Below are 20,926 nucleotides of genomic sequence, written 5' to 3' on the forward strand. Positions count from 1 at the left end.
ATTAGAGTTGATTTAGCGCGTTTAAGAAATCTTCTTTCAAATCTTCAATCGCTTCCAAACCGACTGCCACACGAACTAAACCATCCGTAATGCCTACCGCTGCCCGATCTTCTACAGATAATTTGGAGTGGGTGGTAGACGCTGGGTGTGTCAAAATGGTTCGAGTATCTCCTAAATTGGGTGAAATAGAAACGATTTGAAGCAATTGGCTTAATTTTTGAACTTGAGCAAAGCCCCCTTTGATATCCAAGGTTAAAATTCCACCTCCATATTTCATTTGCTTCTTAGCCAATGCATATTGAGGATGACTAGGTAAGAAAGGATATTTAACCGCTTGTACTGCTGGATGACCTTGTAAAGCTTCCGCTAATGCCAGCGCATTTTCCGAGTGTTTTTGCATGCGTAAATCCAATAATTCCAAACTCTTGGATAATACCCAAGCGTTGAAAGGAGATAACGATGGGCCTGTATGACGCGCAAAAAAACGAATTTCAGTCATGTATTCCGCTTTTCCACAAACAACACCACCTAGCACACGTCCTTGTCCATCAATGTATTTAGTAGCCGAGTGAATGACTAAATCTGCTCCTAAATCCAAAGGTGTTTGCAAAATAGGTGTAGCAAAACAGTTGTCTACGGCTAAAATGATATTCTTTCCTTTTCTTAATTCAGCCAATTCCGCAATATCGATTAAATCCAAACCAGGATTAGAAGGACTTTCGCAGAAAAAGAATTTCGTATTATCCTTGATAGCAGCTTCCCAAGCTTTGATATCATGACCATCCACAAAAGTGCATTCAATGCCCCACTTTGCCGTGATTTTAGTCAAAATTTGAATGGCAGAACCAAAAAGAGCATTGGATGCTACCACATGATCTCCTTGCTTCAATAAACCAGCCAATGAAGAAAAAATAGCCGCCATACCAGTTGAAAATGCTAGTCCAGCTTCCGCATTTTCCAACATACACATCTTCTCCACAAACTCATCTACGTTGGGATTTTGGTAACGAGAATAGATATTACCGGGAATCTCTTCGGCAAAAATAGCCCGTCCCTGTTCCGAATCCTCAAAGGTAAAACTGGAGGTTAAATACAAAGGCACCGAGTGCTCACGGTTATGTGATCGCTTGGCTTGAATTCGGATGGCTTGAGTTTGTTTCTTCATATAGGCGAAAATTTAATCTACAAATTTAATGGAATAGCCCGAAAATCAAATTTAATATTTCGCCTGAACGCATTCTCTGCCAAATTCAGCTATATACATAGAAGGTCAATGCCCCACAGAAAAATACAAGGATTAATTTGGAGAATTTGAGTAAATCAATTCTTTTTAGGACTTTTACGAGTAATTAATACAATTAAAAGAAACTATGAAAAAATTATTAACTCTACTCCTTTGTTTAGGGGTATTGATGCCTGCTCTGGCGCAAAATGAACAATGGACCAATCTTTTTGATGGTAAAACGTTCAAAGGATTTAAACAACTCAACGGTCAAGCCAAATACGAAGCTAAAAATGGTGTCATGATGGGTACTACCGTATCCAATACGCCTAATTCTTTCATGGCCACGGAAAAAGAATATGGTGATTTTATCTTAGAAGTGGATGTTAAAGTGGACAACTCCATGAATTCGGGTATTCAAATCCGTAGTCTTTCCTCTCCTGATGTCATGAATGGTCGTGTACATGGATACCAAGTGGAAATTGACCCTTCTGACCGTGCATGGTCAGGTGGCTTATACGACGAGGCGCGTCGTGGCTGGTTATATCCCGTTGAAGAAAATGTAGCAGCAAAAAAAGCTTTCAAAAAAGGTGAGTGGAATCACTATCGTATAGAGGCTATCGGAACTACCATCCGTACCTGGGTTAATAATATTCCCGTTACCTATTTAGTGGATGATATGACTGCCAAAGGATTTATCGCCTTCCAAGTTCATGCCATTGGTAAAGATCAAAAAGAAGGAACGCAAGTGATGTGGAAAAACATCAAGATTCAGACAGGAAGCCAAATGCATCCTCGTCCTTTGGACAAAACGACTCCTGTAGAAAATTACACCTTAAATACCCTTTCTCCACAAGAACAAGCTCAAGGATATAAATTATTGTTCAATGGTAAGGATTTAAACGGCTGGCGTTCGGCTTACAAAACTACAGCTCCTCCATCTGTTTGGACAGTAGAATCAGATGGTACTTTACACGTGAATAGTAAAGGTGGTAAAGAATCAGGTAATGGTGGCGATATTTTGACGAATGATCAATTCGGAGCCTTTGAATTGGTTTTTGATTTCAAATTAACCGAAGGAGCCAATTCAGGAGTGAAATATTTTGTGGATGAATCCTACAACTCAGGCATGTCGGCCATCGGATTGGAGTTTCAAGTATTGGATGACGACAAACACCCAGATGCTAAATTAGGAACAGTAGGTAATAGAACCTTATCCAGCTTATATGACTTGATTCCATCTGACAAAGACAAGCGCGCCATTAAAAAGATTGGCGATTGGAATCGTGGTCGTGTGATTGTCTATCCAAATAATGTGGTTCAACACTGGCTAAATGGCTTCAAGGTGATTGAATATGTGCGTGGAAGCAATATTTATAAAGTTTTAGTAGCTCATAGTAAATACAATAAATGGCCTGGTTTTGGTATGAAAGCGAAAGGACCTATCTTGTTGCAAGAGCATGGTGATTCTGTCTTTTATAAGAACATCAAAATCAGAGAAATTAACTAATAACCGATACCTCAAAAATTAATTTTAACATGAAAAGAAGAGATTTCATCCAAAAGAGCGCTGTTGCCTCCCTAGGAACATTTGCCTTCAGTCCTAAATCTTACAGCAAGATTCTTGGAGCAAATGACCGTGTTCGTGTAGCCTGTGTAGGTTTTTCAGACCGTCACCGTTCTTCACACGTACCTCCATTCAAAATTTTACAAAAAGAAATGAATTTTGAAATGGTGGCAGTATCTGACCTTTGGAACCGTAGACGTGAAGAAGGAAAGGCTTATTTGGAATCCCAATTAGGAAGCAAAATCACCACATACCGTAATAACGATGAGTTATATGCAGCTAAAGGTGTAGATGCTGTATTTATCTCTACTGCTGATTTCCAACATGCCTTGCACACCATTGAAGCCGTTAAAGCGGGCTGTGATGTGTATGCTGAAAAGCCCTTGGCTGAAACCATGGAAGATGCACGTGCCGTATTAAAAGCGGTGAAGGAATCAGGTAAAATTGTTCAGATTGGTTCGCAGCGCCGTAGTGGTGCCAACTACTGGGCGGCCGATGAATTCATTAAGTCAGGCAAGTTTGGTGATATCAAAATGGTGGAATTGATGTGGAACGTCAATCAACCTGGTCGCTGGAGAAGAGTGAACTTGTGCAAAGACTTAAAAGAATCGGATATCGATTGGAACCGCTTCTTGATGAACCGTCCAAAAGACTCATTTGATCCTCGTAAATATTTAGAATATCGTTTATTCTGGCCATATTCTTCAGGAATCCCAGGCCAATGGATGTCGCACCAAATTGATACCGTACACTGGTTCTCTGGCTTAGCTCATCCACGTTCAGCGGTTTCCAATGGAGGTATTTACCAATGGAACGATGGACGTAAAAATCCTGATACCATGACTACGGTATTTGATTACGGCCCAGCAGATCAACCAAACAAAGGCTTCCAAGTGAGCTTTACGTCTCGTTTCTCTAACTCAGCCGGTGGCACTAAAGAAATTTACTACTCCAATGGTGGTGAATTAAACTTAGACACCAACATGATTTCACCTACAGGTGGATTAACCGAAGGAGAAGCTAGAGGCATGGGCATGCAGGCTAATTTATTGCCTACCTTGAAAATTGAAGGTCCTAAAGTAGAGACTGGATCTAACACAGGTGGTGATAGCTTAACTTTTGAGCACATCAAAAACTGGATGCAATGCGTACGTTCACGTAAAACGCCAAATGCTCCGATTGAAGCAGGTTACCAACACTCCATTGCGACGATCATGGCCAATGCGGCATATCGTACAGGAGAGCGTGTTACCTTCAACGAGAAAACACAAGAAGTAATGGCAGGTTCAAAAGTATTCAAATACTAAGAATCAGCTGAGAATAAGAACCGGGTGGCTTTAAACTACCCGGTTTTTTTATGTCCAAACGAGGGATTGGGTTGACAAAATGGGTTTTTGTTTTCCCGACAATTCCCTAACTTGCATCCAATATTTGAACGCATCCCTCATGATGAAAATCCCTACCCAAACCAAAAAAGATCTGTACACGCACATCGCGATTCTGATCTCCTTATTTCTGGTTTTATTTTTCGGGTTCTTTTTTGTGTATTTGCCTTGGAGTACCCATCATGGGGAAACCATCAAAGTGCCTAATTTGAAGGGAATGAGCATGGAAAAAATGGGGGAATTGGTAGATGCCAATGATTTAACCTATGAAATTTCTGATTGTACCTTTACGGCAGATAAACCTCCTTTGACGATACTTTCCCAATACCCTTTACCCAATGCCTTGGTGAAGTCGGGAAGAAAAATTTACATCACCATCAATTCTGAAACCCCTCCTACCATCAAAATGCCCGGCTTGATAGGCTTATCGGTGCGAAGTGCCGAGCAGCAATTGTTGATTTCTGGATTGAGAAAGGGAATTGTGCATGAAATCAATGACCCAAGAGTGAAGGAGGTGATTGAAATGCAAGTGAATGGACGTAAGATTGAGGCCGGAGCGACCATTCCTAAAGGAACCATGGTGGATTTATTCATTGGAAATGGTACAGCTAACGTGGAAATGGAATTACCAGATTTAGTGGGCAAACCATTGGATGAAGTCAACATTATTTTGGCAGGAATGAACCTGACCGTTGGTAAAATTTATTATGAAGCCAATGAGGAATTTCAGCCGGGAATCGTATTTAAACAAGTTTGTGCCACTTGCACAGGAACCAGTATTCACCCAGGAGACACCATTGACCTTTGGGTTGTAGGTGGAGGAGAAAATCAATAATCACATGGATATTACAATAGAAGAATTAAAAGAAAGAAGGGATAAAAATGAGTCATTGTACATCATTGACGTCCGTGAAGAACATGAATTTGATGAGTTCAATATCGGAGCTCAATTAATCCCTTTAGGGGAACTTCCTGAGCGTTTGGATGAAATTGAAGCAGATAAAGATGCGGAAATCATTGTTCATTGTCGCTCAGGAGCACGTTCTGGCCGTGCGCAACAGTATTTGAGCAGTGAAGGCTACGGCAATGTCCGTAATCTAGTAGGCGGCATGCTCGCTTGGCAGGCTGCTGGCTATTAAGATGCAATCCATTTCGGCTGTTTCTTTCAAAGAACAAATCAGCCACTTACACCTCCTAGATATACGTACTCCCCGCGAATGGGACGACTTTAATCTGGGAGGTGTTCATATTCCCCTCGATCAATTATTGGACCATATCGAAGAAGTCCAACGTATCCCCCAACCCATCACCGTCATTTGTTACAATGGTACCCAAAGCTACATCGCTTGTCGATTGCTATTGGCGAAAGGCATTTCATGCCAGAATCTGGAGGGTGGATTGGAGGGGTATTTGGGGATATAATTTAATAGTTATTAAAAATTATAATTCATAACTTCAAACTGACTATAAGACAAATATGGCTAAACCAAGAATTTTCGTTAGCTCAACATTCTATGACCTTCGTCAAGTAAGAGCAGACCTTGATAGATTTATAAAAGACTTAGGATATGAACCGGTTCTGAATGAATTAGGTAATATATCTTATGGAAAAGATGAAAAACTGGAAGAATATTGTTACAAAGAAATTAGCAATGTAGATATATTAGTTTCGATTATTGGGGGGCGTTTTGGTAGCGAAAGTCAACATAAAAATAATTCAATATCACAAATTGAAGTTAGGACAGCTTTAGAATTAAATAAACAAGTTTATATTTTCATAGAAAAAAACGTATTTTCTGAATACCAAACCTTCCTATTCAATAAATCTACTAATGAGTTTAAATGTAGATTTGTCGACAATATAAAAGTATATGAATTTATTGAACAACTTGAATCACTTCCCAATAACAACAATATTCATTCATTTGAAACCTCTCAAGAAATCACAAATTACTTAAAGGAACAGTGGGCAGGTCTTTTTCAACGATTTTTACAAGAACAGCCAAGAATAAAAGAAATAAATTTACTCAAAGGAATAGAAGGAACGGCAAAAACTCTAAATCAATTAGTTTCATTTTTGACTGAAGAAAGAAAAGACAAAGACCAAGCTATTCATGACATATTACTAAGTAATCATCCAGCTATGGAAGAAATGAGACAATTACTTAATGTTAATTATAGAGTATACTTTACCACTACGGATGAAATGAATGAATGGCTATCTGCAAGAGGTTATAAAACTCCTGAGCTAAATTTTTTATTTGGTGATGAAAATTTATACGAATACACACTAATTGACAACAGACAAAAAAAGCAATTCACGTTAAAAGTAAAAAAAGAAATTTTTAATAGTGAAGGAAAACTAAAGGTTTTCACTAAGGATGAATGGCGAAATGACTATATTTTATTAACAGAAGAGCTATTTGACAAAAAAGATGATGATGCACTTCCATTTTAAAAAACACCAAAACATACATTTTGGTAATGTATGAACTTATTTTCCCATGTATTTAAAGAGAATAATTACATCATGTTTCTCATAAATTAGGCACACAAAAGTTCAGTAATTTTTGGACATTATTGAAGACAATTAATCCTTTGCCCCATCTCGAAAAGTGTGTAAGTAGAAAATAATGTTGGATTCAGCCCTCACTATTTTTTTACATTTAAACACTTCCTAGATGGAGATGGACACAAAAGAGCCAATTCTCTTCCCTTTCTAACTAATTCTAATTATCGGCAATATTTTAAATTTACTGCCGTATTATAGTATTCTACACTTTTTTTAAGGTCTGAAAGGGCATGTCGAACGACTGAGAATTTGGATTTGTAATCCAAAATAAAATCAAACTATTTATAAGATAAGCCACTGCCATCGCTTGGAAATTTGTTCCATTATTAGTTAACTTTGCCAGTGTTCAAAATTTCTATTGGAAACGGTAAGACAAATCATCTTACAAGGATTTCTTTCTTGACTTTTTAAATAACCAAACAGAGAAAGTCAAAGAAAAAATCGATTACGTTTTATATGTCATCACAGTTACAGAAAGAGTACCAAAGAAATTTTTTGAGTACTTGGAAGGAACAGATGGACTTTATGAGGTACGCGTTGAATTCCAAAGTAATATTTTTAGAATATTTTGTTGTTTTGACGAAGGGAAAGTAGTTGTTCTATTCAATGGCTTCCAGAAAAAATCTCAAAAAACGCCTCAAGGAGAAATTGACAGAGCTTTAAAAATTAAAGTCGAATATGTTGAAGAAAAAAATCAAAAATTAAGATGAAAGCTATAAATGAGAATAATAAGACCATCACGACCTTTGAGGAACATCTTGAAAATCGCTATGGCAAAATAGGGTCTGTAAAAAGAATAAATTTCGATATCAAAGCCAAAGCTTTTGCGATTGGTGAAGTAATCAAAGAAGAACGACGTTTATGTTCAATGACCCAGGAACAACTAGCAGAAAAAACGGGAACGAAAAAAAGCTTCATATCCAGAATAGAAAATGGACACAGTGACATTCAACTTTCAACTTTGTACAAACTTTTAGAAGTAGGTTTAGGACGAAAAATCACTTTTACGATAGAGTAAATGTTCCTCAGGGTCATGTCGAACGACAAATGATGGGAATTTAATGCTGCCCGCATTATTTACAAGTTTGATAGATTGAGAAGGATTTATGGCTGGTTTGAATAATTATCAAACAGGCTTGAAAAAATGACAATAGAAAATATAATAGTATGTCTATAACAACAGAATCAGAATTAATTGGAATGAAAAAAGTAAGTGACGTTGTTGCTTACACGTTAAAAGAAATGAAAAATTACGTCAAGCCTGGTATGACAACCAAAGAGCTTGATGATTTTGGGGCGAGTATTTTAAAAGATTTTGGAGCAAATTCAGCACCATTTATGACATACAAGTTTCCAGGTTGGACTTGTATTAGTGTAAACAATGAGTTCTGTCACGGTATTCCTTCCAAAAACAAAATTCTAAAAGAAGGCGATTTAATCAATATAGACGTTTCTGCTGAACTTGATGGTTATTGGTCAGATAATGGAAATTCATTTGTGCTTGGAGAAGACATCAATCAACACCAAAATTTAGTTAATGCATCAAAAAATATATTGCAAAAAGCTATCAGTAATATTAAAGGTGGGGTAAAAATAGCAGACATAGGACTTCTTATGGAAACTGAAGCTAAAAAAAGAGGCTATAAGGTTATTAAAAATCTTGGTGGACACGGAATCGGCAGAAGTCTACACGAGCAACCAGACGAATTACTGAATTATAAAAATAGATTTGACCAAAGGCGATTTAAAAAGAACTCTGTTGTAGCTATTGAAACATTCATTTCAACTTCTTCAACTTATACTGTGGAGCTTAATGACGGTTGGACAATGGTAGGGAATAAAGGAGGATTTATGGCACAGCACGAACATACTATTGTTGTTACAGATGGAAAGCCAATTATACTAACTGAGATGAATGGCGTTTGGAATTAGTAAAACCCTAACAAGACAAGAAATTCTCGGCACCATCTCTTAAAGTGTGTAAGAAGAAAATAGTGTTGGTTTCGGCCTTCACTATTTTTTTTACATTTAAACACTTAATGGGCTAGTGTCTTTATTTTCCCAACGGTCAACTTGTTAATGGACAAGACAATCCTTTTTAAGCATTCATTTTAAGTAAATCATTAACAATGCCTTTTTTTTGTATTCTACATTGAAAGGTTAATCCCAACGAAAGATTGGAACGAAGCTTGAGCGAAGCGGCAGGCGGGAAGGAAGTTATAAATGATGAATTATAAATTGTGGATGCCTGAATGACATTGATCATTTTATCAATTTTTGGATTCTACATTCTACATTTTCCATTCTACATTCTAACAGCCGTAAGCGGAGAGACAATCGGTTCTGCGCAGCAGAATTCGTCTTAGGATTAACCGTTTTTCTTCAGTTTTTTTTGTTTCTTTTTTTATAAAAAAAATGCCTTAAATTCTATGCTTAATCATTTCTTATTATGGAGAATTCGACATGACCCTGCGGAACATCGAACAGCTAGTTTTCTAGGTTAATCCCAACGAAAGATTGGAACGTAGCTTGAGCGAAGCGGAAGGCGGATATTTGACCCTGCGCATAGGCCATGTGCGATAGCGTCAAAGATTAAAGCCGTAAGCGGAGAGACAATCGGTTCCGCAAAACGGAATTCGTCTTAGGATTAACCGCATTCCTTCTGTTTTTTTTGTTTCTTTTTTTATGAAAAAAAAGAAATGCCGTAGAATTCTATGCTAAATCATTTCTAATTATGGGGTTCGACATGACCCTGAGGAACATCGAACAGCTAGATTTTGATGCAGCTTAATTACTATTTACAATGTTTATTAATAAACCCCAATTCAACCTATTTCAGGACAAGACATTTTACATTCTACATTCCTAACAACTCCCCCCTCGCTTCATCCGGATGCATAAACCTAAATTCCCCCTGATGTCTGAACCAAGTCAGTTGTTTTTTGGCATAATGCCGACTATTTCGCTTCAATAAACGGATCATTTCTGCTTCATCGTATTCTCCCCTCAAATGTCCATAAACCTCTTTATAGCCCAGGGTTTTCAGGGCATACAGATGCTGGAAATCTTGGTATTGGATAGCTTCGTTCACGAGTCCGTGGGCTAACATCTGGTCCATGCGTTGATCGATGCGGGCATATAATTCTTCTCTAGGTCTATCCAAGCAGATTTTAATGGCTTGGAAAGGTCGGTCGGCCGACTGCTTTTTTCTGAAATCAGAATACGGTTTGCCCGTAGATAAACATACTTCCAAGGCTCTCACGATACGCTGAGGATTCTGTTGATCTACTTGAGCAGCATAGGCTGGATCTAATCGCTGCAATTGCTCCCACAATGGCGCAATTCCCTCCTTATCTAATTGTTGCATCAACTGATCTCTTAGCGCCAAATCCACTTCGGGCATTTCATCCAAACCTTCCAATAAAGCTTTGATGTATAATCCCGATCCACCCGTTAAAATGACCACATCATGCTTTTGAAATAGCTTTTCCAATAAAATTAAAGCCTCTCGCTCAAAATCCCCCGGTGAGAAATATTCTTGGATGGAATGGGAATCGATGAAATGATGTTTGATGCCCCCTTGCTCCTCTTGAGTAGGTTTGGCAGTACCAATCGACAATTCCCTATAAAACTGTCGGGAATCGGCTGAAATGATCTCTGTATGCAGCTTTTGAGCTAACTCGACACATAGAGCCGTTTTACCCACCGCCGTAGGACCTGCAATCACCAATAAAACGGGCAATTTTTCCTTCATGGATGCTAAGCTTTTTGGGTATATTTCTTGACAAAGCGTCCAATCAATGGACCCACGATGAAGCCAGGTAATAACCAAAAAACAAAGGAAGGAATAAAATGAGGGAAAATGGAACTATTGACCACTAAAAATGCGGTTAATGAGGCTATATACGTTCCCATCATGCGTTGAATATGCTGAGAAAGCCAGGCCAAACGGATACTGTAACCCGACTGCTGAAATTGATAATCCTGCCAAACAAATCGAAGTCCGATACTTCCAAAGACTAAAAACACAATACCGAAATTCTTGGCTTGAACAAGTAGGTAGATTCCAAAAGCGATGAAAACGATTCCAAAGACCAACATGAATGTCGAAATCACATAATCTAGCAACTGAGCTTCCTGCCCTTTCTTCTTAAATCGAAGATAGCGTTTAGCACTCAAATTCATGTACAAGGTGAAAATCCCGACGATGAATAAGAAGTAATTTGGATGCAACACGGCCATGACCAAAGATGTGGCACCTGCTAAGCACATGCCCCCATAAAAAAGAAGGCCTAGTTTTCGATGGTTGCGATCCCCTTTCCTTAAAAAGAGTATTAAAGTCCCCATCAATAAGCCTAGGCCTCCTCCTGCAATATGTAAACACAAAAGAATGAAAAAGACTTCTTTCATGTTTCGAGATTACCAGAAATAGGTATATAAGAATGTCAAAACAGTACAAATCACCACCGAACCTACAATGAAGGAAGGAGATAATTTGAACATACTTGCATCAATCTCTAATCCCTTAGGATTGTTTTTACTTTCTGGGTCAGCCAATGAAATAATCACCATACAAGTCACACAGAAAATAAATACCCAAGCCATACGATCCATGAAGGGTATCATCATACGGCCAGTTTCATCTGGGAAAGAAGAGTAGAACATACACTCGGTTACCCCTGTCCATGTAGGAATGTATTTGGTCAAAATAGAAAATGTCACACCTCCCAATAAGGCGACTAAAGCTGCTTTGGAAGTAGCTCTTTTCCAGAAAAATCCTAAGGTAAACAAAGCAAAAATACCCGGTGATACATAACCCGTATACTCTTGGATAAACTCAAAACCTCCTTTTTTATCAATACCCATCATTGGGGCAACAATCACCGAAGTTACCATGGCTCCCACCACAGCGAAACGACCCACATTCACTAGTTTCTTTTCAGATGCGTTCGGGTTAATGTATTTTTTGTAAATATCTAGCGTAAAAATGGTTGAAATGGAATTGGCCTTACCTGCCATGGATGCTACTACCGCAGCAGTTAATGCCGCAAAAGAAAGTCCTTTCAAACCTGTAGGCAATAAATTCAATAATACGGGATAGGCATTATCCTTATTCAACACGCCATCTTTCAACATCTCCGTTTGGAACATGCCATCCTTATATAACAAATACGCCGCAATACCCGGTAATACCACAATGATGGGCATCATCAACTTCAAGAAAGCCGCAAATAAAATACCATTTCTAGCTGTTTTTAAATCTGCTCCCAAAGCTCTTTGAGTAATGTATTGGTTACATCCCCAATAGTTCAAATTGATAATCCACATACCCCCAACTAACACGGCTAAACCTGGTAAACTTGGGTAATTAGGATTTCCTTTTTGCAAAATCATGTGGAAATGCTCCGGTGCCTTGGTTAATAAGTGATTCACACCATCTACAACTCCTGAACCACCAAAACGGTCAGTCACCATATTCAAAGCCAAATAAGAAGTAGCTAAACCTCCTAATACTAAGAACACCACTTGAATTACGTCCGTATATCCAATCACTTTCATACCTCCCAAGGTGATGAAAATAGCAAATACCGACATACCTATCATACATACCGTAAAGTCGACACCCGAGATCGTCGTAACGGCCAAAGCCCCTAAATACAAAATAGATGTTAAGTTAACGGTAATGTACAACATCAACCAGAACACCGCCATGATCAAACTGACCGTAGGACTGTAGCGTTGAGTCAAGAATTGAGGCATGGTAAAAATCTTATTCTTCAAATAAATCGGCATGAAGAAAATAGCCACAATTAACAAGGTAGCTGCTGCCATCCACTCATACGTAGCAATGGCTAAACCTAATCTAAAACCATCACCCGAAGTACCGATAAACTGCTCTGCGGAGATATTGGAGGCGATTAATGACGCTCCGATAGCCCACCAAGTCAACGACCCTTCAGCTAAAAAAAAGTCGGTGGAATTAGAAATTTTAGATTGTCTTTGTTTGTAAATCCAGTAACCATATCCGGAAACAACAATAAAATAAAAGAGGAACACGAGGTAATCGAGTAATTGTAAACCTTGAGATTGCATAGTTTTTTATAAAAGTGAATGGGTCAAAAGTTTACTAATTTAGAGGAATCCGAAGGAAAATAAAAAAATATTGCAGAATAGTTAGACAAAATGTGATTTAATCTATTCTTGCCGGTGGCACAAGGATCACTTCTTCGCGGTCTACAATCACCTGACCGGCTAATAAATCTTTCGTCTTTCTAATGTACTTTTTTGAACTGATGATCACTGGGCATAAACTCTCATGTTGTCTTTTGGAAAAATGTGCGGCTAAGCCCGCAGCCTCCTCGATGACTTGCTTAGGTACTACCTTTTGCTGGGGATTACGAATCACGACATGAGAACCTGCTACATCCCGTGCATGCAACCAAACATCATGACGTTTGGTATACTTCATCGTCAACAAATCATTGTTTTTGGCATTTCTACCTACCCAAACGGTCCAACCTTGTACATCAAATACCTTAAATGGAATTTCTTCTACGGCCTTGGGGGAGGTATCCTTAGTCAATAAGGGGATATAAGCTTTCAATTGCTTTCTATTGGTGGCTTGATGCACTTGCTCCCAACGCTCCTCCCAAAGCTTGATTTCATCCCTTTTACGATCCACTTGTTCTTGCCAATGGGCTAGTTCTTTGGCATAATTTTTCGACTTGCGGTAATAATTCTCTGCATTTTGACTAGCACTTAAACTAGCATTTAGCTTGACTTTAATCGTACTATCTCGGTAAAAATCAGGCAGTTCTATCGAAGTGACATTCGCAGGAATCAAATGCAATTGCGCCATCATGATATTGGCTATTTCTTCATAAGGCACACTAGCCCCTCGCTTGCTACCTTGATTCTCTAAATCCTGAAGATAGATTCGGGTCTTATCTTGGGCTCTTTGAAAAAAAGTAAGCAATTGATTTTTCTCTTTGAGAAACTCACCAATGGAATAGTGAAACTTATAGAGCGCATTTAATGCTTCCAAAGGATCATGTCCTACGTACAAGGCTTCTCCCTCAGATTTCAATAAACTAAGATATACCCCATCCTCTCGGTGATACACATATAAGATTGGGTTTTCTAAATCGGCTTTTAATGATTTTAGTATATCCCAGCGAGCATTCAAATAGACATTTTCATACCCTAAACGAAGTAGATGAATCTTTATCTCTTTACCAAAAGTGGGAAACAAGGCAGAATAATTTCCATCATGCGCTTGGAAAGCCTCCCAACTTTGATCTATGGGTCGATGTAGGTTAGAAAGCAAAATTTCAGCATCCTTCTTTAACCTCGATTGAAATAGACTTTGAAACTCCCCATCACGAAACAAGATGATGTTGGCTCTATTGCCATACATTTTGAACAGTAGCACAAAATCCCCTAAAAAATGAAGGCTGAAAGCACGTTCATTCTCATACATTTCTACTTCTTGAACCTCGGCCAGCAGGACATCAGAAAACAAATCGACGGAATTCCTTCCCGCCCGATGAAAACTTTCAGGAAATTGCAAACAAGAAAATTGAGGTCCCAAACAGCATTTCATCCAAAATTCTTCCCCATTTTGGCGTTCAAAACCTAGAACTAATTCATCCTTTTCTTGGGAAAAACATTGCTTCAAACGAGCATACATCAGTTTTTGACGTAAGGTAGAAGCAAGAACTCGCAAGAAATAATAATTATTGTGCATAAATTGCGGGGAATTTAATCCTCTTCATGTCCAAGCAAGATTCGTATTTAACCATTGCTTCTCCTTCAGAAGGTCTGTACAAAGATAAAGGAAGTAAATTCATCGGCATGGCCTACCCGGTGAAAGATCTGGAAGAAATTAAAAGCCGGCTTCATGAATTGGCTTTATTGCATCCTAAAGCCCGACATATTTGTTATGCCTACCGATTGGGTTTCAGTCAAGAAGAAGCTCGTTCTAATGACAATGGAGAGCCATCAGGAAGTGCGGGTAAACCGATTTTGAATACCATCTTATCGCAACAATTACATTATGTATTCATAGCCGTTATTCGCTATTTTGGTGGTACCTTGTTGGGAGTTCCTGGTTTAATTCATGCGTATAAAGAAGCGAGTTTAGATACTTTAGCACAGGCAGAAATTATAGAATTTGAACCTTTGGTAGAAGAGGAAATTCAATTCCCCTATTCCGAACTGAATGAGGTCATGAAAATCTGCAAAAAATTGCCAATTCGAATACTAAATCAAAAAATTGACAATCTTTGTACTTTCAATCTTTCCTTTACACAAAGAAATGCTTCCGAAGTGATGAAAGCATTGGAAAAGATTAGCCGACATTAATACATAAACCTATTTCAAATGAACTATTTTAAGCTGTACCGTACCCCTCACGGACATGTCATTCAATCCAGTCAATCGGATAAATCCATTTTTCATCAAGCTACTTCTTGGGATGACTTCATCAATCAAGAGAACCTATTTGAAGCTTGTGCTAGCGCCTTTGCGCATGGTACTGAAGTGAACTTTGGCGATATCCATTTGTTACATCCTGTAGATCAACAAGAAATTTGGGCAGCTGGTGTTACTTATTTGCGCAGCAAAGTGGCACGTATGGAAGAATCCAAGGAGTCGGGAGGAGATACATTTTACGACAAAGTATATTCGGCACCAAGACCAGAAATTTTTTATAAAGGAAATAGCCATCGGGCCGTAGGTCATGGTGGTCAAGTGAGAATCCGTAAAGATTCCGCTTGGAACGTCCCAGAACCCGAATTAACGCTTTTCGTTAATGCTCAAGGTCAATTAGCCGGTTATACTATTGGCAATGACATGAGTTCAAGGGATATTGAAGGAGAAAATCCATTGTATTTACCTCAAGCCAAAGTATACGATGGTGCTGCGGGCATTGGACCTTGTTTATTGGTAACTGATCAGCCATTAGCTCCTGAAACGGTGATTGACATGCGTATTTTCCGTGATGGCAATGAGGTTTTTCAGGGAGACACTCAAATATCTCAAATGAAGAGAACACATGCTGAATTGGTGGAATACCTTACTCGTGAAATGACCTTTTCTAAAGGCACTTACCTGATGACTGGAACCTGTGTGGTACCAGATCATCCTTTTACCTTGCAATCAGGCGATCGCATTGAAATTCAAATTGAACCCATTGGAACTTTAATTCAAATTGTAGCATAATGAACCTTACAGGTGAACAAATCATAGGAAATTCATTTTCCAAATTAGGTACGAGTACTTTTCAAGGCATGCAAGCCGATTCAGGCATTGCGATTTCTACGCCATTTTATGAAGCAACTACCGCAGAAATAGACTTGGCTATTGCCAAAGCTAAAACAGCATTTGCTAGCTTAAGAAAAATATCAGACGAAAAAAGGGTCTTGTTTTTAGAAGCTATTGCAGAAGAAATCATTGCCATAGGAGATCCATTAATTGAAATGGCCTGTTTAGAAGCAGGATTACCCACAGCTCGCATTCAAGGAGAGCGAGGCCGTACCACGGGACAGGTATTGGCTTTTGCTAATTTCATTAAAAACAAAGCTTGGGTCATGCCTATTGATGATCCAGCACTGCCTGACCGTCAACCATTACCTAAACCCAGCTTATTTCAAAAACAGATTCCACTAGGACCTGTGGCTGTATTTGGTGCAAGTAACTTCCCATTGGCCTTTTCAGTAGCTGGTGGCGATACCATGTCGGCATTAGCCGCTGGCTGTCCTGTCGTTTTCAAGGCCCATCCAGCACATCCTAATACCTGTGAAATGGTGGGAAGGGCAATACAAAAAGCTGCTCAAAGAACGGAAATGCCTGAAGGAATTTTTTCTTTGGTACATACTACATCCCATGAAATAGGAGGCTATTTAGTGCAGCACCCAAACATTCAAGCGGTAGCATTTACGGGTTCATACCGAGGAGGAAAAGCATTATATGATTTAGCTGTCAGGCGTCCTAAGCCCATTCCAGTATATGCAGAAATGGGAAGCATCAATCCTGTGGTATTACTTTCAAATGGTCTAGCTGCCAATGGAACTAGTCTGGCAGCCAATTTCAGTCAGTCAGTATGTTTAGGACAAGGACAATTCTGTACCAATCCAGGATTAATCGTGATTCAAAAATCTGATGAGGCTTTCTTACAGGAATTAGCGAAGCAATTAGACACCATGTCTTTGAATGCATTTTTAACCCAAGGAATAGCACAAGCCTTTACCAAAGGTTGTGAAAAATTAGACCAACATCCCGAAGTTAAGCGTTACACAACTCAGGCCATTCCTTCACCTAGTTTGTTTGTCACAACTGCCCAAGCAGCTATGAAAGATCAAGAGATATTAGAAGAAGTTTTTGGACCAAGTACCTTGGCGGTGGTGGTGGAAGACCAGGCAGAAATGATTGCCTTTATGGAGTCATTACCAGGTCAATTAACCGGTACTATTCATGGGACAATCGATGAGATTAAAGCATTTCCTGAACTAATCGAAGCTTTAAGTTTACGCGTAGGTCGGATTTTATTGAACGGATTTCCCACTGGAGTGGAGGTTTCTCCAGCCATGGTTCATGGAGGCCCATTCCCTGCCACGAGTGATTCCAGAGGGACTTCGGTAGGTACTCAAGCCATATACCGTTTTACTCGTCCGATTTGCTACCAAAATTTCCCGGCTGAGTTAATCAGTTAACTGATACAATAATCGTGATTTTCCCAACGTTGGCAAGGTTCCAAACCTTGACAACGTTACAAAAAAAGCCTGAGAAATTATCCTCAGGCTTTTCTATTCATTGTAGTGAAATTGACATTTAGCGATTAAAATTTTTCCTTCCCGAAATTGATATATCAAGCGATGTTCTTCGTCTATTCTTCTTGACCAAAATCCCGCATATTTAAATTTTAATGGCTCGGGTTTACCAATACCATCAAATGGATTTCTGGAAATATCTTTCAATAATTCATTGATTCGCTTTAATTTCTTTTTATCAGTCTGTTGCCAATACACATAATCCTCCCAAGATTCATCTACAAAGATGTATTTCATTCCTCCATTAGACTTTTAGTTTGAATATCCCCTGATCTCAATTTTTCTATGGCAGCGTCAAGCCTTTTTTCATTCTCCTTAGATGCCAACTCATGCTGAGTAGCACAAAGTGAATTATACTCCGTTAATGACATGATTACCACCCCATTATCTTTTCCTCGATTAATAATCAAAGTTTCAAAATTTCCTGTTACTTGATCTAAGTAGCGTTTGATATCTTTCCTAAAATCGGAGATGGAAGTCGTCAGCATAGTTGAATATTTTTTGTACAAATATAAGTACAATATTATGTACATTCATAAAAGACAAACTGATTTCTTTTTTATTATTTAAAATGAATAATCATTATCAAAAAACTGATACAATATTCCCGATTTTCCCAACGTTGGCAAGGTTCCAAACCTTGACAACGTTACAAAAAAAAGCCTGAGAAATTATCCTCAGGCTTTTCTATAAATTACCCCAATTTATACAACTTCTGGATTCGGAACATTATCAAAAATTACATTTCCATCCGCATCTAAATCCATCAATACGGCCGAATCCTTTTTCACTTTACCCGATAGAATCTCTTTCGATAATGCATTCAAGACTGCCCTTTGAAGTACTCGTTTCATCGGTCTTCCTCCATAATTAGGATCATACCCATCTTTGGCCAATTTAGCTAAAGCCTCATCCGTGGCCTCCAAGGTAATTTGTTGTTCAGCCAATCGACGTTGGATTTCTTTGAACTGAATACCCAAAATCTTACGAGCATGTTCTTCAGACAAAGGTTCAAATAACACTACCTCATCCACACGATTCAAAAACTCCGGACGCACCACTTGTTTCAATAAAGTCATCACCTCTTCCTTCGTCTCATCCATGATGATTTGATTATTCCAACCCTCCATTTGGCCCATTTTTTCTTGAATCAAATGACTACCAATATTGGAGGTCATGATGATAATGGTATTTTTGAAATTGGCTGTTCTCCCCTTATTATCTGTCAATCGACCTTCATCTAGCACTTGTAATAAGATGTTCCAAACATCCGGATGGGCCTTTTCTATCTCATCCAACAATACCACCGAATAGGGTTTTCTACGCACCGCCTCCGTCAATTGTCCTCCCTCATCATATCCCACATATCCCGGAGGCGCTCCAATCAATCGACTTACCGCATGACGCTCTTGATACTCTGACATATCAATGCGAACTATCGCATTCTCGTCATTGAATAAATAAGAAGCCAGCGACTTCGCTAATTCCGTTTTACCGACACCCGTTGTACCTAAGAAAATAAAGGATCCAATCGGACGACGAGGGTCTTGTAAGCCTGCTCTTGAACGTCGAACTGCATCTGAAACCAATTCAATGGCTTGATCTTGCCCTGCCACACGTTTGTGCAATTCATCTTCTAAGTGCAATAATTTATCTATCTCGGTTTGCAACATTTTACTCACCGGAATACCTGTCCACTTAGCTACTACTTCGGCTACATTCTCCGCAGTTACTTCTTCTTGCAACATCGTATTTTCTCCAGTAGAAGCAGATTGTAAGTCTTTCAACTTTTGTTCCGATTCCACTAAACGTCCATAACGAATCTCCGCTACTTTGCCATAATCACCTTGACGTTCCGCTTGTTCAGCCTCCAGTTTCAACTTGTCAATCTTCTCTTTTTCGGACCGAATCGTATCTAAAACGGATTTCTCTGCTTGCCAACGTGCCTTTAAGGCATCTCTTTTTTCAGATAAATCAGCTAAATCTCTGGATAAAATCGTTTCTTTTTCCTTATTATTCTCTCGACGAATCGCTTCTCGCTCAATCTCCAATTGCATGATTTTGCGTTGGATATCATCAATTTCCTCTGGCACAGAATCTATCTCCAGACGCATTTTAGCAGCTGCTTCATCAATCAAATCAATGGCCTTATCAGGTAAAAAACGATCAGAAATATAGCGATTGGATAATTCCACCGCTGCAATAACGGCATCGTCCTGAATTCTAACCCCGTGGTGTAACTCATATTTATCTTTAATACCACGTAAAATGGAAATCGCATCAGCCACATCAGGTTCCTCCACCATAACCGCTTGGAAACGTCGCTCTAAGGCTTTATCCTTTTCAATATACTTTTGATATTCTTTCAATGTTGTGGCACCAATGGCATGCAGTTCTCCACGAGCCAAGGCTGGTTTCAATAAATTAGCTGCATCCATAGCACCCTCTCCTCCTCCACCCGCACCAATCAAGGTATGGATCTCATCAATGAACAACACTATCTCCCCATTGGAGTCTGTTACTTCCTTGATGACCGCTTTTAATCGCTCTTCAAACTCTCCTTTATATTTAGCACCTGCCACCAATAAACCCATATCCAAGGACATGACAATCTTAGATTTCAAGTTCTCTGGCACATCACCCGACACAATTCTTTGAGCCAAACCTTCTACAATGGCTGTTTTACCCACACCAGGTTCTCCCAATAAAATGGGGTTATTCTTTGTCCTACGAGATAAAATCTGCAAGACACGTCGAATCTCCTCATCCCGACCAATCACGGGATCAATTTTCCCCGCCTTGGCCAAATCATTCAAATTCTTACCATATTTTTCTAAGGATTGGTAAGTACCCTCTGCATGTGGATCGTTCACTTTTCTATTTCCTCTAAGTTCTACAATGGCATTTTTTAACGAAGCGGTACTGAGGCCTAAGGATTTCAATGCATCCGCAACGGCGTCATTTCCATCCAGCAAAGAAATAAATAATACTTCTACGCTGACATACGAATCCCCCAGGGTTTCCTTCCATTTTTCTGCCTTTTGGAGGGATTGTTGCAATCCATTACTCAAAAAGGGCTCTCCTGAAACCTTGGGATACGAACTACTAATTTTACCTAATTTTTCTTGAATTTGTTGGGAAGAAACACCCAACTTCTTCAGCAAAAATGAAACCGTTTGGGTATCATCTTGCAAGATAGCCGCCAACAAGTGACCTGTTTCAATGGCTTGTTGGCCTGCATTAGCAGCCAATTCCACCGAATTTTGAATCACAATACTCGCTTGGGAAGTGTAATTTTTTGGATTCATCTGTTTATTTACAATTTGACATCTTACTTTCAAATTGTAATCC

20 protein-coding genes are annotated in these 20,926 nt (G+C 39.0%); 12 read left to right on the forward strand and 8 right to left on the reverse strand.

What is annotated here, in order from left to right; genetic code table 11:
* Position 1: 1 nt before the first annotated feature.
* Complete coding sequence (locus EWU23_RS03250) at positions 2-1,165, reverse strand: trans-sulfuration enzyme family protein (protein ID WP_166228748.1); 1,164 nt, start codon at positions 1,163-1,165, stop codon at positions 2-4.
* Positions 1,166-1,370: 205 nt separating this feature from the next.
* Between EWU23_RS03250 and EWU23_RS03255 the strand changes: the two genes are divergently transcribed.
* The 9 genes from EWU23_RS03255 to map all read left to right on the forward strand — a co-directional run bounded on the left by EWU23_RS03255 (position 1,371) and on the right by map (position 8,678).
* Entirely contained in the window at positions 1,371-2,732 is a 1,362-nt protein-coding gene (locus EWU23_RS03255; RefSeq protein WP_166228750.1) for a 3-keto-disaccharide hydrolase, read from the forward strand.
* 29 nt (positions 2,733-2,761) lie between these two features.
* A complete protein-coding gene (locus tag EWU23_RS03260; RefSeq protein WP_166228752.1) occupies positions 2,762-4,096 on the forward strand; it encodes a Gfo/Idh/MocA family protein in 1,335 nt (444 codons plus the stop codon).
* 139 nt (positions 4,097-4,235) lie between these two features.
* Positions 4,236-5,009 carry a PASTA domain-containing protein gene (locus EWU23_RS03265; RefSeq protein WP_166228754.1) on the forward strand — a complete coding sequence of 258 codons (774 nt, stop codon included), beginning with the start codon at positions 4,236-4,238 and terminating at the stop codon, positions 5,007-5,009.
* Positions 5,010-5,013: 4 nt separating this feature from the next.
* Complete coding sequence (locus EWU23_RS03270) at positions 5,014-5,313, forward strand: rhodanese-like domain-containing protein (RefSeq protein WP_166228756.1); 300 nt, start codon at positions 5,014-5,016, stop codon at positions 5,311-5,313.
* 1 nt (position 5,314) lies between these two features.
* The gene (locus EWU23_RS03275) at positions 5,315-5,596 is read left to right on the forward strand and encodes a rhodanese-like domain-containing protein (RefSeq protein WP_166228758.1); all 282 of its coding nucleotides are present in this window, start codon (positions 5,315-5,317) and stop codon (positions 5,594-5,596) included.
* 55 nt (positions 5,597-5,651) lie between these two features.
* Positions 5,652-6,632, forward strand: a complete 981-nt coding sequence (locus EWU23_RS03280; RefSeq protein ID WP_166228760.1) for a DUF4062 domain-containing protein — start codon at positions 5,652-5,654, stop codon at positions 6,630-6,632.
* 575 nt (positions 6,633-7,207) lie between these two features.
* Positions 7,208-7,456 carry a type II toxin-antitoxin system RelE/ParE family toxin gene (locus EWU23_RS03285; RefSeq protein ID WP_394367298.1) on the forward strand — a complete coding sequence of 83 codons (249 nt, stop codon included), beginning with the start codon at positions 7,208-7,210 and terminating at the stop codon, positions 7,454-7,456.
* Positions 7,453-7,764, forward strand: coding sequence for a helix-turn-helix domain-containing protein (locus tag EWU23_RS03290; RefSeq protein WP_166228762.1), 312 nt, complete (start codon positions 7,453-7,455; stop codon positions 7,762-7,764). Before EWU23_RS03285 ends, EWU23_RS03290 begins: the two co-directional genes overlap by 4 nt.
* Positions 7,765-7,913: 149 nt before the next feature.
* On the forward strand, positions 7,914-8,678 hold the full coding sequence (gene map / locus EWU23_RS03295) for a type I methionyl aminopeptidase (protein ID WP_166228764.1): 765 nt from the start codon (positions 7,914-7,916) through the stop codon (positions 8,676-8,678).
* A 925-nt stretch (positions 8,679-9,603) separates the two neighbouring features.
* On the opposite strand, the gene miaA is transcribed toward map, so the two are convergent.
* The 4 genes from miaA to EWU23_RS03315 all read right to left on the reverse strand — a co-directional run bounded on the left by miaA (position 9,604) and on the right by EWU23_RS03315 (position 14,493).
* Complete coding sequence (miaA, locus tag EWU23_RS03300; protein WP_166228766.1) at positions 9,604-10,500, reverse strand: tRNA (adenosine(37)-N6)-dimethylallyltransferase MiaA; 897 nt, start codon at positions 10,498-10,500, stop codon at positions 9,604-9,606.
* A 5-nt stretch (positions 10,501-10,505) separates the two neighbouring features.
* Entirely contained in the window at positions 10,506-11,156 is a 651-nt protein-coding gene (locus tag EWU23_RS03305) for a hypothetical protein (RefSeq protein ID WP_166228768.1), read from the reverse strand.
* A gap of 9 nt (positions 11,157-11,165) precedes the next feature.
* Positions 11,166-12,839, reverse strand: coding sequence for a sodium/sugar symporter (locus EWU23_RS03310; RefSeq protein ID WP_166228770.1), 1,674 nt, complete (start codon positions 12,837-12,839; stop codon positions 11,166-11,168).
* Between the two features lie 97 nt (positions 12,840-12,936).
* Positions 12,937-14,493: an NFACT RNA binding domain-containing protein gene (locus tag EWU23_RS03315; RefSeq protein WP_166228772.1), complete on the reverse strand. Its 1,557-nt coding sequence runs from the start codon at positions 14,491-14,493 to the stop codon at positions 12,937-12,939.
* A gap of 26 nt (positions 14,494-14,519) precedes the next feature.
* On the opposite strand from EWU23_RS03315, the gene EWU23_RS03320 reads away from it, so the two are divergent.
* The 3 genes from EWU23_RS03320 to EWU23_RS03330 are packed head-to-tail and all read left to right on the forward strand — an operon-like array spanning position 14,520 to position 17,458.
* On the forward strand, positions 14,520-15,110 hold the full coding sequence (locus tag EWU23_RS03320; RefSeq protein WP_166228774.1) for an IMPACT family protein: 591 nt from the start codon (positions 14,520-14,522) through the stop codon (positions 15,108-15,110).
* Between the two features lie 18 nt (positions 15,111-15,128).
* Positions 15,129-15,968 carry a fumarylacetoacetate hydrolase family protein gene (locus EWU23_RS03325; RefSeq protein ID WP_166228776.1) on the forward strand — a complete coding sequence of 280 codons (840 nt, stop codon included), beginning with the start codon at positions 15,129-15,131 and terminating at the stop codon, positions 15,966-15,968.
* Positions 15,968-17,458 (forward strand): aldehyde dehydrogenase (NADP(+)), encoded by a 1,491-nt coding sequence (locus EWU23_RS03330; RefSeq protein ID WP_166228778.1) that lies wholly within the window; start codon positions 15,968-15,970, stop codon positions 17,456-17,458. The genes EWU23_RS03325 and EWU23_RS03330 overlap by 1 nt, the downstream gene beginning before the upstream one ends.
* Before the next feature lie 93 nt (positions 17,459-17,551).
* Here EWU23_RS03330 and EWU23_RS03335 read toward each other — a convergent pair whose 3' ends face one another.
* The 3 genes from EWU23_RS03335 to clpB form a co-directional block, all read right to left on the reverse strand.
* A complete protein-coding gene (locus EWU23_RS03335) occupies positions 17,552-17,812 on the reverse strand; it encodes a Txe/YoeB family addiction module toxin (RefSeq protein ID WP_166228780.1) in 261 nt (86 codons plus the stop codon).
* Positions 17,809-18,063, reverse strand: a complete 255-nt coding sequence (locus EWU23_RS03340) for a type II toxin-antitoxin system Phd/YefM family antitoxin (protein ID WP_166228782.1) — start codon at positions 18,061-18,063, stop codon at positions 17,809-17,811. Before EWU23_RS03340 ends, EWU23_RS03335 begins: the two co-directional genes overlap by 4 nt.
* 216 nt (positions 18,064-18,279) lie before the next feature.
* A complete protein-coding gene (gene clpB / locus EWU23_RS03345; RefSeq protein ID WP_166228784.1) occupies positions 18,280-20,883 on the reverse strand; it encodes an ATP-dependent chaperone ClpB in 2,604 nt (867 codons plus the stop codon).
* Positions 20,884-20,926: the final 43 nt, after the last annotated feature.

Origin of the sequence: Aquirufa beregesia, from assembly GCF_011090385.1 — a bacterium.
GTDB lineage: Bacteria > Bacteroidota > Bacteroidia > Cytophagales > Spirosomataceae > Aquirufa > Aquirufa beregesia.

Excerpts from the sequence above, each read along its gene's own strand:
- EWU23_RS03250 (WP_166228748.1), bottom strand. The coding sequence starts at position 1,165 with ATGAAGAAACAAACTCAAGCCATCCGAATTCAAGCCAAGCGATCACAT.
- EWU23_RS03255 (WP_166228750.1), top strand. The coding sequence starts at position 1,371 with ATGAAAAAATTATTAACTCTACTCCTTTGTTTAGGGGTATTGATGCCT.
- EWU23_RS03260 (WP_166228752.1), top strand. The coding sequence starts at position 2,762 with ATGAAAAGAAGAGATTTCATCCAAAAGAGCGCTGTTGCCTCCCTAGGA.
- EWU23_RS03265 (WP_166228754.1), top strand. The coding sequence starts at position 4,236 with ATGATGAAAATCCCTACCCAAACCAAAAAAGATCTGTACACGCACATC.
- EWU23_RS03270 (WP_166228756.1), top strand. The coding sequence starts at position 5,014 with ATGGATATTACAATAGAAGAATTAAAAGAAAGAAGGGATAAAAATGAG.
- EWU23_RS03275 (WP_166228758.1), top strand. The coding sequence starts at position 5,315 with ATGCAATCCATTTCGGCTGTTTCTTTCAAAGAACAAATCAGCCACTTA.
- EWU23_RS03280 (WP_166228760.1), top strand. The coding sequence starts at position 5,652 with ATGGCTAAACCAAGAATTTTCGTTAGCTCAACATTCTATGACCTTCGT.
- EWU23_RS03290 (WP_166228762.1), top strand. The coding sequence starts at position 7,453 with ATGAAAGCTATAAATGAGAATAATAAGACCATCACGACCTTTGAGGAA.
- map (WP_166228764.1), top strand. The coding sequence starts at position 7,914 with ATGTCTATAACAACAGAATCAGAATTAATTGGAATGAAAAAAGTAAGT.
- miaA (WP_166228766.1), bottom strand. The coding sequence starts at position 10,500 with ATGAAGGAAAAATTGCCCGTTTTATTGGTGATTGCAGGTCCTACGGCG.
- EWU23_RS03305 (WP_166228768.1), bottom strand. The coding sequence starts at position 11,156 with ATGAAAGAAGTCTTTTTCATTCTTTTGTGTTTACATATTGCAGGAGGA.
- EWU23_RS03310 (WP_166228770.1), bottom strand. The coding sequence starts at position 12,839 with ATGCAATCTCAAGGTTTACAATTACTCGATTACCTCGTGTTCCTCTTT.
- EWU23_RS03315 (WP_166228772.1), bottom strand. The coding sequence starts at position 14,493 with ATGCACAATAATTATTATTTCTTGCGAGTTCTTGCTTCTACCTTACGT.
- EWU23_RS03320 (WP_166228774.1), top strand. The coding sequence starts at position 14,520 with ATGTCCAAGCAAGATTCGTATTTAACCATTGCTTCTCCTTCAGAAGGT.
- EWU23_RS03325 (WP_166228776.1), top strand. The coding sequence starts at position 15,129 with ATGAACTATTTTAAGCTGTACCGTACCCCTCACGGACATGTCATTCAA.
- EWU23_RS03330 (WP_166228778.1), top strand. The coding sequence starts at position 15,968 with ATGAACCTTACAGGTGAACAAATCATAGGAAATTCATTTTCCAAATTA.
- EWU23_RS03335 (WP_166228780.1), bottom strand. The coding sequence starts at position 17,812 with ATGAAATACATCTTTGTAGATGAATCTTGGGAGGATTATGTGTATTGG.
- EWU23_RS03340 (WP_166228782.1), bottom strand. The coding sequence starts at position 18,063 with ATGCTGACGACTTCCATCTCCGATTTTAGGAAAGATATCAAACGCTAC.
- clpB (WP_166228784.1), bottom strand. The coding sequence starts at position 20,883 with ATGAATCCAAAAAATTACACTTCCCAAGCGAGTATTGTGATTCAAAAT.